The sequence below is a fragment of the Alcaligenes sp. NLF5-7 genome, assembly GCF_024266725.1.
Lineage (GTDB): Bacteria > Pseudomonadota > Gammaproteobacteria > Burkholderiales > Burkholderiaceae_B > Alcaligenes > Alcaligenes phenolicus.
Window position 1 is genome coordinate 3,590,112 of sequence record NZ_CP100755.1, and the last position, 14,553, is coordinate 3,604,664.

Annotated in this window: 16 protein-coding genes; all 16 read left to right on the top strand. The window is 64.5% G+C overall.

From position 1 onward, the window contains the following. The first annotated feature begins 1 nt into the window (after window position 1). The gene (locus MID00_RS16485; protein WP_254499116.1) at window positions 2–907 is read left to right on the top strand and encodes a LysR family transcriptional regulator; all 906 of its coding nucleotides are present in this window, start codon (window positions 2–4) and stop codon (window positions 905–907) included. A gap of 334 nt (window positions 908–1,241) precedes the next feature. Next, window positions 1,242–3,248 (top strand): conjugal transfer protein TraG, encoded by a 2,007-nt coding sequence (locus MID00_RS16490; RefSeq protein WP_254499117.1) that lies wholly within the window; start codon window positions 1,242–1,244, stop codon window positions 3,246–3,248. Further along, window positions 3,245–3,709: a CopG family transcriptional regulator gene (locus tag MID00_RS16495; protein WP_254499118.1), complete on the top strand. Its 465-nt coding sequence runs from the start codon at window positions 3,245–3,247 to the stop codon at window positions 3,707–3,709. Before MID00_RS16490 ends, MID00_RS16495 begins: the two co-directional genes overlap by 4 nt. Then, window positions 3,702–4,685, top strand: a complete 984-nt coding sequence (gene trbB, locus MID00_RS16500; protein ID WP_254499119.1) for a P-type conjugative transfer ATPase TrbB — start codon at window positions 3,702–3,704, stop codon at window positions 4,683–4,685. Before MID00_RS16495 ends, trbB begins: the two co-directional genes overlap by 8 nt. Then, window positions 4,682–5,017, top strand: coding sequence for a TrbC/VirB2 family protein (locus MID00_RS16505; protein WP_254499120.1), 336 nt, complete (start codon window positions 4,682–4,684; stop codon window positions 5,015–5,017). Before trbB ends, MID00_RS16505 begins: the two co-directional genes overlap by 4 nt. Continuing rightward, window positions 5,014–5,277 (top strand): VirB3 family type IV secretion system protein, encoded by a 264-nt coding sequence (locus tag MID00_RS16510; protein ID WP_254499121.1) that lies wholly within the window; start codon window positions 5,014–5,016, stop codon window positions 5,275–5,277. The genes MID00_RS16505 and MID00_RS16510 overlap by 4 nt, the downstream gene beginning before the upstream one ends. 10 nt (window positions 5,278–5,287) lie before the next feature. Then, a complete protein-coding gene (gene trbE, locus MID00_RS16515) occupies window positions 5,288–7,735 on the top strand; it encodes a conjugal transfer protein TrbE (protein WP_254499122.1) in 2,448 nt (815 codons plus the stop codon). Further along, window positions 7,732–8,460 (top strand): P-type conjugative transfer protein TrbJ, encoded by a 729-nt coding sequence (gene trbJ, locus MID00_RS16520; RefSeq protein WP_254499123.1) that lies wholly within the window; start codon window positions 7,732–7,734, stop codon window positions 8,458–8,460. Before trbE ends, trbJ begins: the two co-directional genes overlap by 4 nt. 12 nt (window positions 8,461–8,472) lie before the next feature. Beyond that, window positions 8,473–8,691 (top strand): hypothetical protein, encoded by a 219-nt coding sequence (locus tag MID00_RS16525; protein WP_254499124.1) that lies wholly within the window; start codon window positions 8,473–8,475, stop codon window positions 8,689–8,691. A gap of 2 nt (window positions 8,692–8,693) precedes the next feature. Beyond that, window positions 8,694–9,920 carry a P-type conjugative transfer protein TrbL gene (gene trbL / locus MID00_RS16530; protein ID WP_254499125.1) on the top strand — a complete coding sequence of 409 codons (1,227 nt, stop codon included), beginning with the start codon at window positions 8,694–8,696 and terminating at the stop codon, window positions 9,918–9,920. Window positions 9,921–9,929: 9 nt separating this feature from the next. Further along, on the top strand, window positions 9,930–10,628 hold the full coding sequence (gene trbF, locus MID00_RS16535; RefSeq protein WP_254499126.1) for a conjugal transfer protein TrbF: 699 nt from the start codon (window positions 9,930–9,932) through the stop codon (window positions 10,626–10,628). Continuing rightward, a complete protein-coding gene (gene trbG / locus MID00_RS16540) occupies window positions 10,625–11,608 on the top strand; it encodes a P-type conjugative transfer protein TrbG (RefSeq protein ID WP_254499127.1) in 984 nt (327 codons plus the stop codon). Before trbF ends, trbG begins: the two co-directional genes overlap by 4 nt. A gap of 185 nt (window positions 11,609–11,793) precedes the next feature. Next, window positions 11,794–12,945 carry a TrbI/VirB10 family protein gene (locus MID00_RS16545; protein WP_368044568.1) on the top strand — a complete coding sequence of 384 codons (1,152 nt, stop codon included), beginning with the start codon at window positions 11,794–11,796 and terminating at the stop codon, window positions 12,943–12,945. 7 nt (window positions 12,946–12,952) lie between these two features. After that, window positions 12,953–13,171: a DUF2274 domain-containing protein gene (locus MID00_RS16550; RefSeq protein ID WP_254499128.1), complete on the top strand. Its 219-nt coding sequence runs from the start codon at window positions 12,953–12,955 to the stop codon at window positions 13,169–13,171. A 65-nt stretch (window positions 13,172–13,236) separates the two neighbouring features. Continuing rightward, a complete protein-coding gene (locus MID00_RS16555) occupies window positions 13,237–13,488 on the top strand; it encodes a type II toxin-antitoxin system prevent-host-death family antitoxin (protein WP_254499129.1) in 252 nt (83 codons plus the stop codon). Between the two features lie 59 nt (window positions 13,489–13,547). Further along, on the top strand, window positions 13,548–14,549 hold the full coding sequence (gene xopAX, locus MID00_RS16560) for a XopAX family type III secretion system effector (protein ID WP_254499130.1): 1,002 nt from the start codon (window positions 13,548–13,550) through the stop codon (window positions 14,547–14,549). Window positions 14,550–14,553: the final 4 nt, after the last annotated feature.

Here is a 14,553-nt window from a genome sequence, read left to right on the forward strand (position 1 = left end):
CTTGAACATCAGGTATTTGCAGTATTTCGTGGTGCTGGCCGAAGAGCAGCACTACCAGCGGGCGGCCGAGCGGTTGGGGATTGAACAGTCGCCATTGTCGCGGGCTATTAAAGCGCTCGAAGCCGAGTTGCGCGTCAAGCTTTTTCATCGCACGTCCAAGGGCACGCGTATCACCCCGGTCGGGGCTGCCTTTGTCGATGACGCCCGCCGCATCCTGAGCGCGGTCGATCAGGGCTGGCGCACCCTGAAAAACGAAGACGTTTTTACCGAACCGCTGCGCATCAGTCTGGCCGACACCACGCTCGGTCTGGCCAATGCGCGCCTGTCCGCTTGGTTGGCGCAGGTTCGCGAAGCCTTCCCGCAGGCCGACTTGCGTCTGACCGAGCAGTCCTACAACGAGGCGTTGCGCGACGTACGGGCCGGGCAGGCCGATGCGGCCATCGTGCAGGGCGGGCTGAGCAATGGGGCCGATCTCGTCTCGGCGCCGCTTTGGCATGATCCGATCGTGGCCGTGCTGCCGCGCGCCCATGAGCTGGCCGAGCTCGCCGTGGTGGGCCTTGAGGCGTTTATGCGCCATCCCCTGATCGATTGCTCGCCGGCCAGCGAGGCGGCCAGCTCTTCGGTTGTGCATGAGCGTTTTGCCCGGCTGGGCGGGGAACTCATCACCGGGGAGTATGCCAGCACGGTGCTGGGCATGGTCGCGCTGGTGGCGGCCGGGTTTGGGTTGGGCTTTGCCGGCCAATTGCAGATGCAGGTGCTGCGGCATCCCGATCTTGTCGTGCGTCCCTTTGACGATCCCGAACTGGTGTTCACCACCAGCCTGGTCTATCGCAACGATGGAACGGGCGCCGGCCTGGCTGAACTGCTGGCCTGGTGCGGTGACGCGGAGCAGTCGCTTCCGGTCTGACCTGTTGCGTCTTGGGACAGGCGGCATTGGGCTTTGACGTGCCTTTTAGCCGTCATCAAACTGTCATCTCAATGGCATCTTCCCACTGTCTATCGTGGCACGTGTTGGCGTGCGGCGGCAGTGGTGATTTCCCGGTGCGACCCGCCGGATGGCCTCCCGAATTGTTGACCGATCACGCCGTGCTTGCCGGGTGATCGGGGCTTGACACGCTGTATTGCGCCGGTGCTCGCCCCAGCAGGTTGGGGTTCCGGCGCTGACCGACCAGACTGATGGTGTATGGGCGCGGCACCGTGCAACGCACGTGTGCCGCACGGTATTCATTCGGGGAGGAGCCATGGCGAGGCCAGGATCGGCACAAACGGGCGTGCTTTTCGGACAGATCGCGGTGGTGAGCGTGTTGTCCGTGGGCTGCGTGTGGGCCGCCACGCAATGGGCGGCTGCGGCGCTGGGCTATTCCCCACGGTTGGGCGAGCCGTGGTTCTTCATCGCTGGAAGGCCCGTGTATGCCCCGTGGCAACTCTTTTTCTGGTGGTTTGCGTACGAAGCCTATGCGCCGCACGTTTTTGCGCGGGCAGGCATGATCGCGGCCTGGGCCGGCGTGCTGCCCCTGGGTGCGGCCGTTGCCATGTCGGTGTACCGGGCGCGGCAGGCCAAACGCGTTACGACCTACGGTTCGGCTCGTTGGGCCGACAAGGACGACGTCGGCAAGGCGGGCTTGCTGGATCCCCGCGGCGTGGTGCTGGGCAAGTGGGTGGAGCGGGGCAGAGTGCGCTATCTGCGTCACGACGGGCCCGAACACGTGATGGGCTTTGCGCCCAGCCGCTCGGGCAAGGGCGTGGGGCTGGTGGTGCCGACCTTGCTGGCCTGGCCCGGCTCGGCCGTGGTGCATGACACCAAGGAAGAGAACTGGGCGCTCACCGCCGGCTGGCGCGCGCGCTTCTCGCACTGCCTGCTGTTCAATCCGACCAATCCGCGCTCGGCTGCCTACAACCCGCTGCTGGAAGTACGCCGGGGCGGGAACGAAGTGCGCGATGTGCAGAACATCGCCGACGTGCTGGTGGACCCGGAAGGCTCGCTCGAGCGCCGCAATCATTGGGAGAAAACCTCCCACTCCCTGCTGGTGGGGACCATTCTGCACGTGTTGTACGCGGGCGAGGACAAGACCTTGCGCGGCGTGGCCGCGTTTCTGTCCGATCCGGCCCGTCCGTTTGAGATGTCGCTGCGGATCATGATGCGCACCGCCCATCTGGACGACGGCCCGCATCCGGTGGTGGCCTCGGCCGCGCGCGAGGTGCTGAACAAGTCCGACAACGAGCGCTCGGGCGTGCTGTCCACCGCCATGTCGTTTCTGGGACTGTACCGCGATCCCACGGTAGCGGCCGTCACTTCGCGTTGCGATTGGCGCATTGCCGATCTGCAGTGCGCCGAGCATCCGGTGACCTTGTACCTGGCCGTGCCGCCGTCCGACATCAGCCGCACGCGGCCGCTGATGCGGCTGGTCCTGAACCAGATCGGGCGCCGGTCGACGGAATCGCTCGATACGGTCGATGGCATGCCGCGTCGCCGTCGTCTGCTCATGATGCTCGATGAGCTGCCTATCCTGGGGCGATTGGATTTCTTCGAGTCGGCGCTGGCGTTTCTGGCCGGCTACGACATCAAGGCCTTTCTGATCGCGCAGTCGCTCAATCAGATCGAAAAAGCTTATGGCCCAAACAACGCCATTCTGGATAACTGCCACGTGCGGGTCGCCTTCTCGTCCAACGACGAGCGCACGGCCCGGCGCATCTCCGATGCCTTGGGTACGGCCACCGAGCTTCGTGCCCAGCGCAATTACGCGGGGCATCGCCTGTCGCCTTGGTTGGGACATTTGATGGTGTCGCGCCAGGAAACGGCTCGCGCGCTACTTACCCCCGGCGAAATCATGCAGTTGCCCGCCGACGACGAGATCGTCATGGTGTCGGGCCAGCCGCCCATCCGCGCCAAGAAACTCCGTTACTTCGAAGACCCCAGCTTCGCCAAGCGGGTGCTGCCTGCGCCGGTGCTGCGCGAGGACGGCTATCCCGATCTGCCCGCCGCCCGTGCCGACGATTGGAGTGGCAGGCCGATCCCGCCGACGCCGTCCGAGGCTGGGGAAGGTGTTGAGAACTGGGCGAGCGAGGGTGGGCTGGCGCAACGCCCCGAACTGGATGAAATGCCCGATACGGTGCCGACTATTTCCGGCGATTCGGCGTTGCTCTGGGGCGCGGACGATGAGCCGGAGATGGTCGGTGGTGCGGACGGTGATTTACAGCGGGCGGCCCGGTTGGCGGCCCTGGATCCTGAGGATGGTATTGCGTTATGACTCGTGCACGTCTGAACCTGTTCATTCAGCCCGATCATGCCAGGCGCCTGGCTGAGCTGTCGGCGATGCGAGGGCTATCCAAGTCTTCCATCGTCGCGGCGGCGCTGGCATCGTTCCTGTCGCCCGATGCGGCCGATCAGCGCGAGGCGGCGGTCAGCCGGCGGCTGGATCGGCTCTCACGCCAGTACGAGCGGCTCGAGCGCGACCAGCAGATTCTGATCGAGACCCTGGCCTTGTACGTGCGCTATTTTCTGACGGTTTCCCCACCGGTCGCCCCGTCGCAGCAAGACGCGCTACGCGCCCAGGGCAAGCTGCGCTATGGCCAGTTCATCGATCAGCTCGCCCGCCATCTGCAGCGCGGTCGCAGCCTGGTGCGCGACGTCCATGGTGAGATCTATCCCGAATCCGTTGCCGCGCAGGACGACGAGGCGCCGCCGTTGCCGGGAGATGATCATGAGTGAGCGGAATCAGGATCTGGCCGGTGTGGCGCGCACGCGCAGTCTGGAGATGCTGCGCACCGCGATGGGGCCAGCGATCACGGCAGCCCTGGACGACCCCGAGGTCGTGGAGATTCTGTTGAACCCGGATGGGCGGCTGTGGGTGGATCGACTGGGCAGCGGGCGCGAACCGACCGGCCAGTCGCTGGCCGCGTCGGACGCGGAGCGCATCATCCGGCTGGTGGCGGCCAGCGTGCGCCAGGAGGTGCATCGCGAGCGTCCCATTCTGTCCGCGGAACTGCCAGGGCGGGGCGAGCGCTTCGAAGGCGTGCTGCCGCCGGTGGTGTACGCGCCCGCGTTCGCCATCCGTAAGCATGCCGCCGGCGTTTTCACCCTGGACGACTATGTGCGTGACCGCATTCTGTCGTCGGCTCAGGCAGCGTTTCTGCGCGAGGCGGTGGCGGATCGCCAGAACATTCTGATCGCGGGCGGCACCAGTTCGGGCAAAACCACGTTCACCAATGCCTTGCTCGCGGTCATGGCGGGCCTGAATGATCGCGTCATCATTCTTGAGGACACGGTCGAACTGCAATGTCACACGGACGACCACGTGCAGTTGCGCACCGCGCCGGGCATGGTGTCGATGGCCGCGCTGGTGCGTTCGACCTTGCGCCAGCGCCCCGACCGCATCGTGGTGGGCGAGGTACGCGGCGCCGAGGCGCTGGATCTGCTTAAAGCCTGGGGCACGGGCCACCCGGGCGGAATCGCCACCTTACACGCCAACTCCGCCTACGGCGCGCTGATGCGGCTGGAGCAATTGACGCTGGAGGCGGCCTCGGTGCCGCCGCGCGCGCTGATCGCCGACACCGTCAATGTGATTGTCTTTCTGGCCGGCCGCGGCGCAGGGCGCCGGGTGCGCGAGATCGCGCGCGTCACCGGCCTGGACGGCGAGCGCTACACCCTCGAACCGATTCTTTGCCCCATGGGAGACCTGTCATGAACCTGCCTTCTTCCTTTCAGCGTCAACTGCGGGGGTTTCTGCGCCGCTATGGATGGCTGTTTCTGCTGCTGGCCGTGGGCAGTCTGCAGGCGGCCGGCTCCAGCATGCCGTGGGAAGCGCCGCTGGAGTCCATCCTGGAATCGGTGCAGGGGCCGGTGGCGCGCATCGTGGCGGTCATCATCATCGTCATCACCGGCTTGACGCTGGCCTTTGGCGATACCTCGGGCGGGTTCCGGCGGCTGATTCAGATCGTGTTTGGCCTGTCCATCGCGTTTGCCGCTTCCAGCTTCTTCCTGTCGTTCTTCGCGTTCTCCGGCGGGGCGCTGGTATGAGCGGCCTGCCTGACGGTTTTGAAGCGCCGCTGCACCGGGCGCTGACCGAGCCGATTCTATTGGGCGGGGCGCCGCGTACCGTGGCCATTGCCAACGGCACGCTGGCCGCCGCCATCGGCCTGGGCCTGCAACTGTGGCTGCCCGGCGTCGCGTGCTGGTTCGTCGGCCACATGCTGGCGGTTTGGGGCGCACGTGTGGATGTGCAGTTCATGCCGGTCTTTGCCCGGCATGTGAAGCATCCCGCGCTGCTGGATGTGTGAGGGGCAGACCATGATGAACCTGAGCGCCTATCGTAAACGCCCCGCCTTGCTGGCCGACTGGCTGCCCTGGGCGGGCCTGGTGGTCGACGGCGTCGTGCTGAACAAGGATGGCAGCTTTCAGCGTACGGCGCGGTTTCGCGGTCCCGATCTGGACAGCGCCACCGGCGCCGAGTTGATGGCCGTCACCGCGCGCCTGAATAACGCGCTCAAGCGCTTCGGCTCGGGCTGGGCCTTGTTCGTGGACGCGGATCGCGGCACGGCGCGCGCCTATCCGGCGTCGGCGTTTCCCGATGGGCTGTCCTGGGTGGTGGACGAGGAGCGCCGCGCCGGCTTCGAGGACGAGGGCGCGCACTTTGAAAGCCGCTACTACCTGACGGCCGTCTGGTTGGCGCCCGAGGAATCGCGGGCCCGCGCGGCGCGCCTGCTGTATGAGAATGCACCGCAGCAGGGCGTTGATTGGCGTGAGCGTTTGGCCGGTTTTATGTCTGAGACGCAGCGCTTTTTCGACCTGCTTGATGGCGTCATGCCCGAGCTGTCCTGGCTGGACAGCGCCGAGGTACTCACGTATCTGCACGGCACGATCTCGACCGAGCGTCATCCGGTGGCGGTGCCGCAGGTGCCGTTTTATCTGGATAGCCTGTTGTCTGATCGGCCCCTGGTCGGCGGCCTTGCGCCCATGCTGGGCGAGCAACATCTGCGGGCCGTGTCGGTGCGCGGCTTTCCGCCCTCGACCTGGCCCGGCATCCTGGACGATCTGAACCGGTTGGGCTTTGCCTATCGCTGGATGACCCGTTTTCTTTGTCTGGACAAAAACGAGGCGCAGGCCGAACTGACCCGCATGCGCCGGCAATGGTTTGCCAAGCGCAAGAGCGTGGTGGCCTTGCTGCGCGAGACCCTGTCGCAGCAGGAAAGTCCGCTCGTCGATACCGATGCGCACAACAAGGCCATGGATGCCGATGCGGCCTTGCAGGAGCTGGGCTCGGACGACGTGGCCTACGGCTATCTGACGACCACGGTCGTGGTGATGGATGCGGATCCCCACGTTGCCGATGAAAAGCGCCGCCTCATCGAGCGGGCGATCCAGGGGCGCGGCTTCGTGACCATGCCCGAGACGCTCAATGCCGTGGATGCCTGGCTGTCGTCGTTGCCAGGTCACTGCTATGCCAACGTGCGCCAATACCCGGTGTCCACCCTGAACCTGGCCCACATGATGCCGGTCTCCGCCGTTTGGGCCGGCCAGGAGCGCAATACTCATCTGGATGCGCCGCCGCTTATGGTCACGCGCACCGATGGTGCAACCCCCTTTAGGCTGGTGACGCATATCGGCGACGTGGGCCATACCCTGGTGGTGGGGCCCACGGGCGCGGGCAAGTCCGTGCTGCTGGCGATGCTCGTGCTGCAGTTTCGGCGCTACGCCGGTTCGCGCGTGTTCGTCTTTGAGATGGGGCGGTCCTTGCGGGCTTGCCTGCTGGGATTGGGCGGCGAGTATTACGACCTGGGCACGGACGGCGACATGGCGTTCCAACCGCTGGCGCGCATCGACGAGCCCGGCTATCGCAGTTGGGCCGGGGAGTGGCTGGAGGCGCGGCTGCGGCAAGAGGGCGTGGAGGTGGATGTCGAGGACAAGGCGATGGTCTGGTCCGCGCTGGGCAGCCTGGCCTCGGCCCCCACGGCGCAGCGCACGCTGACGGGGCTGTCTGCCTTGCTGCAAGCCAATCGCTTGCGCCAGGCACTCGCGCCCTACGTGTTGGGCGGCGCGCATGGCCGGCTGCTGGACGCCGATCACGACCGCTTGGGCGTAGGGTCGGTGCAGGGCTTCGAGATGGAGGCGCTGATGCACAGCAAGGCCGCCGCCATGGCTGTGCTCAGCTACTTGTTTGCCCGGCTGGAGGCGCGCTTCGATGGCGCGCCCACCTTGCTGGTGCTCGATGAGGCCTGGCTGTTTCTGGACGATCCGGTCTTCGCGGCGCGCATCCGCGAGTGGATGAAGACCTTGCGCAAGAAGAACGTCTCGGTGGTCTTCGCCACGCAGTCGCTGGCTGACATCCGCGATTCATCCATCGCGCCGGCCATCGTCGAGAGTTGCCCCAGCCGGATTTTTCTGCCCAATCCGCAAGCCCTGGAGCCGCAGATCCAGTCGATCTACGAAGGCTTCGGGCTGAATGCGCGCCAGATTCAACTGGTGGCCCGTGCCACGCCCAAACGCGATTACTACTACCAGTCGCGGCTCGGAAACCGCGTGTTCGATCTGGGGCTTGGACCGGTGGCGCTGGCCTTTGCCGGGGCGTCGACTCCGCCGGATCAACGCCTGATCGACGCGGTGCTGGCCGAGTGCGGGCCTGCGGGGTTTGCGGCCGGCTGGCTGCGCCATCGCGGGTTGGACTGGGCCGCCGACATGCTCGGGCAGTTCAGCCTATCGGAGTCTGTTGCTTCACCCTTATCGGAGAATTTCTCATGAACAAGCCATTGACGCTTTTATTGGCAGGCGTGTTGACGCTTGCCACGCCCGCGGCGCTCGCCTGGCGCACGGTGTTCGACCCATCCAACTACACGCAAAACGTCATGACAGCGGCGCGCACCCTGGAGCAGATCAACAACCAGATTCAGCAATTGCAGAACGAAGCGCAGATGCTGATGAATCAAGGCAAAAACCTTGCGCGGCTGGATTTCGACAGTACCCACCGCCTGCACGCCAACCTGTCCACCACGATGCGTCTGGTCGATCAGGCCCGTGGCCTGGCCTTTGACGTGTCGCGGCTGGACGGCGAGTTTGCGCGTCTGTATCCCGATCAGTACGGCGCGGCCGTCAGCGGCGACCAGATGACGCAGGATGCCCGCGAGCGCTGGACGCAATCGTTGGAATCCTTGCGTACCACCGTCACGGTGCAGGCGCAGGCCATGCAGAACCTGAAAGACGACGAGGGCGTGTTGGCCGACATCGTGGCGCAAAGCCAGTCGGCGGCTGGGGCATTGCAAGCGACGCAGGCCACCAATCAGCTGCTGGCCCTGCAGGCCAAGCAGGCCATTCAGCAACAGCAACTGCAGATCGCCCAGGACCGGGCGGTGGCCATCGACAAGGCCCGGGCCATTGCGGATGAGGAGCGCGCCCGCGAAGTGCGGCGGCGCTTCACCGGCGACGGCCAGAGCCAGTACACGCCTGCGCCGGTCAGGTTCTACGACTAAGAGGAGGGTGACATGCGCACGATTATCAATATCGTGGGGCTGGGAGGTGTGGTGCTGTTGGCCTTGGCCGGCTGCGGCGACGCGCAGGAGCGCAACGTCGATCCCGACGTCGTGATGGAGTCGGCGGTGAAGGATGAGGATCGGGTGATGCGCGAGGCCGCCGAGAACCGCAAGCGCTTCATGGGTGACGGTAAGGCCAAGTACACGCCGCAACCGGTGGAGGGCTTTTAACCGTGAACGACCTGGCTGTCATCGACCGCTTTACCGATGTGTTTTCGCGCTACATCGACAGCGGCTTTGGGCTGCTGGGCGGCGAGGTCGCGTTTCTGACCGCCACCCTGGTGGTCATCGACATGACGCTCGCGGGCCTGTTCTGGGCCCTGGGCGGCGCCGACGATGTGCTGGGCCGGTTGCTCAAGAAAACCCTGTACGTCGGCGCCTTCGCGTTCATCATCGGCAACTTCAACGCCTTGGCGGGCATCCTGTTCCGGTCGTTTGCCGGCATGGGACTGGTGGCCTCGGGCAACACCATTACGGCCGCGCAACTTCTGCAGCCCGGTCGCCTGGCGCAGGTGGGCGTGGATACCGCCGCGCCTTTGCTGGAACGCATCGGCGAGTTGTCCGGTTTTACCTCCATCTTCGCCAACTTCGAGACCATCGTCGTACTCGCCCTGACCTGGGTGGTGGTCGTGCTGAGCTTCTTCGTGCTGGCCGTGCAGCTATTCATCACGCTGATCGAATTCAAGCTGACCACGTTGGCCGGCTTCGTGGTGCTGCCTTTTGCCTTGTGGAACAAGACGGCGTTTCTGGCCGAGAAGGTGCTGGGCAACGTCATCGCCTCGGGCCTCAAAGTGCTGGTGCTGGCCGTGATCGTGGGCATCAGCACGCTGGTGTTCAACGATTTTCGGACCGGGTTGAGTGCGGAGCCCACGCTCGACGAAGCGGCCGCCATCATGCTGGCCTCATTGGCCATGCTGGGACTGGGCATCTTCGGGCCGGGCATCGCCACGGGGCTGGTGTCGGGCGCGCCGCAGTTGGGCGCGGGGGCTGCGGCCGGCACGGCGCTGGGCGTGGCGGGTGTGGCGGCCGCAGGGATCGGCACCGGGGCCATGGTGGCCCGGGCGGGCGTGGCCGGCGTGCGCGGCGGCGCCTCGATGGCCGGTGGCGCACGCCAGGCGTATGCGCAGGCGGCGGGCGCTTCCGGGCAGACCGGCTTGAAGGCGGCTGCCGCAGGCTTGGGCGGTGTGGCGCGCGCTGGCGCGGCGGCGGCGACCGGCGGCTCGGGTACGTCCGCGGCATCCGGTGGTGTGGCGTCGAACCCGCCGGCCTGGGCAAAACAGGCGCAAAGTCGACAGCGTGCCGCGCAAGGCGCGACGCTGGCTGCGCATGCGGTGCGCGCGGGCGACGGTGGCGGGGGAGGCGGCGCCAGTCCGTCCTTGCGCGACAGCTCGGATTCTTAGGAGGGGACGATGCGATTTCGACGACCTTCGGTCAAATACAGCGACACGCCCGAACCGGTCACGCCTTATCAGAAGGCGGGGCAGGTCTGGGATGCCCGCCTGGGCAGCGCCCACGCCCAGGCGCGCCACTGGCGGCTGATGGCGTTCGGGTGTTTTCTACTGGCGTTGGGTGGGTCGGGCGCCTATGTCTGGCGTTCGACGCAATCGCTGGTTACGCCCTATGTAATCGAAGTGACGACCCTGGGCGAAGTCCGGGCCGTCGGCCGGGCCGAAGGTTGGAGGCCGCCGGCTGACCCGCAGGTGGCGCACCACCTTGCGCGCTTCATGGATCAGGTGCGGGCCATTTCCCTGGATCCGGTCGTTGTGCGCCGGAACTGGCTGGATGCCTACGACTACACCACCGACCGGGGCGCGGCATTCCTGAACGAGTATGCGCGGGCCAACGACCCGTTTACGCGTATCGGCAAGGAAACCGTGACGGTGGAGGTGGCCAGCGTGGTGCGCGCCAGCGACCGCTCGTTTCAGGTGCAGTGGGCCGAGCGCCGCTACGTGAACGGTGCGCTAGCCGGCACCGAGCGCTGGACGGCCATTCTGACCGTGGTGCTGCAGCCGCCCAAAACCGAAGAAAAGCTGCGCAAGAACCCCTTGGGCATCTATGTGGACGGCATCAACTGGAGCCGCCAACTGTCGGGAGGAACCACCCCATGAAGACATTCGTTTCCCTGTTGACTGTGTTGGCGCTGGCCGGTTGCGCAACGCACGGCACGCCGCCGCCCGTCATCGCCTTGGATGAACCGCCGGTGGTGGCAGAGACTGTTCCGGTGGCGCCGCCCGCGCCGGTCAACGTTGTGACCATTCCCGAGCCGCTGCCCCTGCCGGGGCAACTCAAGGCCATCGAAGACCGGTCTATCAAGCCCGAGCCGGCCAGCCCGGCCACGCGGATTGCGCAGGCCAACCGGGAAGCCCGGATGGCGCCCACGCGTGATGGATTTATCAATGCCATCCAGGTCTGGCCGTACTCGGACGGCGCGCTGTATCAGGTATACGCCAGTCCGGGGCGGGTCACATTGATTTTGCTGCAGCCAGGCGAGCGCCTGATCGATATGTCGGCTGGCGACACGGTGCGCTGGATCGTAGGCGATTCGATGAGCGGCAGCGGCCAGAGCGCTCGCGCCAATCTGCAGATCAAGCCCGTACGCCCGGGCCTGAAAACCAACCTGGTGGTGACCACGGACCGGCGCATCTATCTGTTGGAACTGACCTCCACCGAATCGGCCTGGATGGCCTCGGTGTCCTGGGACTATCCACAGGATCGGCTCGATGCGCTCAAGGCGCAGGACGAAGCCTCGCGCCTGACCACACCGATGGCGGCGGGCCTGTCAGTGGACCAACTGCGATTCCGCTATGAGGTCACGGGCGATGCGCCGCCCTGGCGGCCGCTGCGCGCCTTTGATGACGGGCAGAAGGTGTATATCCAGTTTCCCGCCGGTATCGCACAGGGTGATCTGCCGCCGCTTTTTATGGTAGGGCCGGACAGCGATTTGCAACTGGTCAATCATCGCTATCAGGCGCCGTACTACATCGTGGACCGGCTGTTTGGTGCAGTTGAACTGCGCCTGGGCGGTGACCGGGCGCAGGCCGTACGCATCAGCCGTACCGATGGCAAGACCGCCTGGAGGGGCTTATGACTGCGGGGGATCGGGATGAGTCGCTTGATGAGGTGGGGGCCGCCGGCACGGGTGGCGCGTCTCAGGGATTTCAGGCCGTTGCGGACCCTACGGCGTCGTCATCGTCGACACCCAAGGAGGACGCGCAGGCCTTGGAGCTGCGCGCCGCGCCCGCGGCCGTCACGCGCCTGAACCGGCGCACCTTGATGGCGCTGCTCGGCGGTGCGGCGCTGCTGGTCATGATGGCGACCATCTGGTCCTTGCAGCCGCGTGAGCGCAAGGGCGCGGACCCAACGGAGCTGTATAACGTGGATCGTATTTCACGGGCCGAAGGGCTGGCCATGCTGCCCAGCGATTACAGCCAACTGCCTCAACCGAAACTGCCCGAGCTGCCGCCGGTGTTGGGCGATCCCTTGCCGGGCGACCTGGGCCGGCCGGTCTTGCGCGCCGAGCGCGAAGCCGGCATGCATCCGCATGGCGGACCCGATGCGGCCGAGGCCGAACGCCTGGCTCGTCTGAAGGAAGCGGAAGAGGCCGCGCGTTCTCCCTTGTTCTACAAGCCGAGCCAACGCGGCGGCTCGGTGGCGGGAGGTGGATCTGCCTCCAGCGGACTGGGTGCTGGGTTCGATGCGACGCTGCTGGCCGATGCGGATGCGCAGGCCGGTGCGGTGGACGCGGTGCCTGCACAGAATCTGCAGGACAACAAAGCGGCGTTTGCGCGGGGCGGCGATGTTGCCACTCAAAGCGCTCATGGCCTGACGGCTGCCCGCGCCCCGTACACCCTGATGGCAGGTACCGTGATTTCAGCGGCACTTGTCACAGGCATCAAGTCCGACTTGCCCGGCGAGGTGATGGCCACCGTCACCTCGCCCGTATACGACAGCGCGACGGGCGCGCATCTGTTGATCCCGCAAGGCTCGCGCCTCATGGGCCGCTACAACAGCCAGGTGGCCTATGGCCAAAGCCGCGTGCAGGCCGTGTGGGAGCGGGTGATTCTGCCCGATACGTCCTCCGTCACGCTCGATAGCCTGGCCGCCACGGATCCGGCCGGGTTCGCCGGCTTGGAGGATGAGGTGGACTGGCACTGGGATCGCATCCTGGCCGGCGCCGCACTGACGACTTTGCTGGGGGTGGGGGCCGAGTTGGCTGCGCCTGATACATCAGGCAGCGATGGGCGCATCGTGATCGCGACCCGCGATAGCGTGCAGGACAGCGTTAACCAGGTGGGCCAGGAAATGACCCGGCGCAACATGAACATTCAACCCACATTGACGATTCGACAGGGTATGCCAGTACGAGTCATCGTCAACCGTGATGTGACCTTGAGACCGTATAGACCTTTGTTTATCAACCGGTGAGGACGATATGGCGACGAAACTGCGATTAGGCCCGCTGCCCAAGCAACAGGCGGTCAAGCTGACGATCAGCGTACCTGCGCAATTGAAGGACGATCTGGAGCGCTACGCCGCCGCGCATAGTCAGTTGTATGGGGAAAAGGTTGATGCGGCGGCGTTGATTCCGCACATGTTGGAACGGTTCGTGGCGACGGATCGGGGGTTTCGGCGTGATCGGCGTGGCGCGTAGCGTTTTGATGAGCCCTATATTAAGCTCTATAGTTGACTCTAAATAGAGTTCAAAGGAGCACCGCCATGGATGCCATTTACGCCGATTTTTCCATCAGTATGTCCGAGTTCAAGAAGAACCCGGCACAGGTGCTGCGTACGGCGGGGGAAAAGCCTATGGCCGTGCTCAATCACAATCGGCCTGCTTTCTATATGGTGACGCCTAAATTGTTTGAGGCGCTGGTCGAAGAACTGGCAGACCGGGACCTTGTGACCATCGCACGCCAACGGCTGGCACTGAAGGACACCGCCGTCGAGGCGGATATTGAGCAATTCTAAGGCCAATAGAGAGGGCTCGCAATATTGCTCAGCGTAATTCACAACAATGAGGAAGTGCTGTGCGCATCACCAATAAGAATTACACCCCGCTGGGGATCCTGGCTGAGCTTCTGGCCTATAGCCCGTCTACTGACGAAGGCACGAATCGGTTCTCCGAGAAGGAGCTGAGCAGCCACACCTACTTGCTATCCGCGCTGCGCGAGCGTTTGGAAACGATATTGAATTTCTTTGAACGCCTTGGATGTGAATCGAGTGAGAATCAAGGTCTTGATGACAACGGGGTCGACCTTTTGCTGAGATTTGAAAGCAGTGGAGAGTCGCGACGCGTGGGCTTTCAGATCAAGTCCAATAGGGAGGCTGACAACGCTGCGAAAATCGCTCAAGCGCTCAAGCAGAAGTCGCCCAAACCCGTTGTCGATCCCGAGGATACCCTGCTAAAAACACTGAAGCGACAGGCGCATGAGGCGCGTCTGGAAACCAAAGTCGACGAATGGTGGGTTCTGCCATGTTTCGATTTCAAGAAGCATAAAGGGCGGTTTACTGCCATCAACGCCCACTTCAACAACCACCCAGATCTGCGTTGGCCAGTTCGCGTCGTGCCTCCTCAGCAAATCCTTGGCCTACTTGAAATGTCTTTGGCCGAGATTGATGCGGTTTGTACTTTACTGTTGTGTCGTGATGACGAGGTGCTTAATGCTTCGAGGAACGAGTTCGGGAATCTCTCTGGCGCTGCTCAGAACTTCATTAGGGAAACGTTCTATAGCGCTCTTGTGGGTGAGGTAACAGTCGAGGATCGCGATTTCTTTGATGCTGTACGTGGCGACGAAGATCGTCCCGACGTTGGAGAGTTGTTCGAAGAGCTTGAATGTTGCGGCTACGTCAAAAGGGCATGTGTTGAGGAGAACCACAATCTCTATCCTCACGCATTTCCAGGCCTCTGCGCGTTGTATTTTGAAGGTCGAGTCCGTCACGACCTCAAGCCGTCACAGGCCTCGACCTTCGTGTGGCGCCTGCTTGAGGACGTACAGCCTGCTCCTGAGGTGCTACAGAAGAAGGACTAAGGTC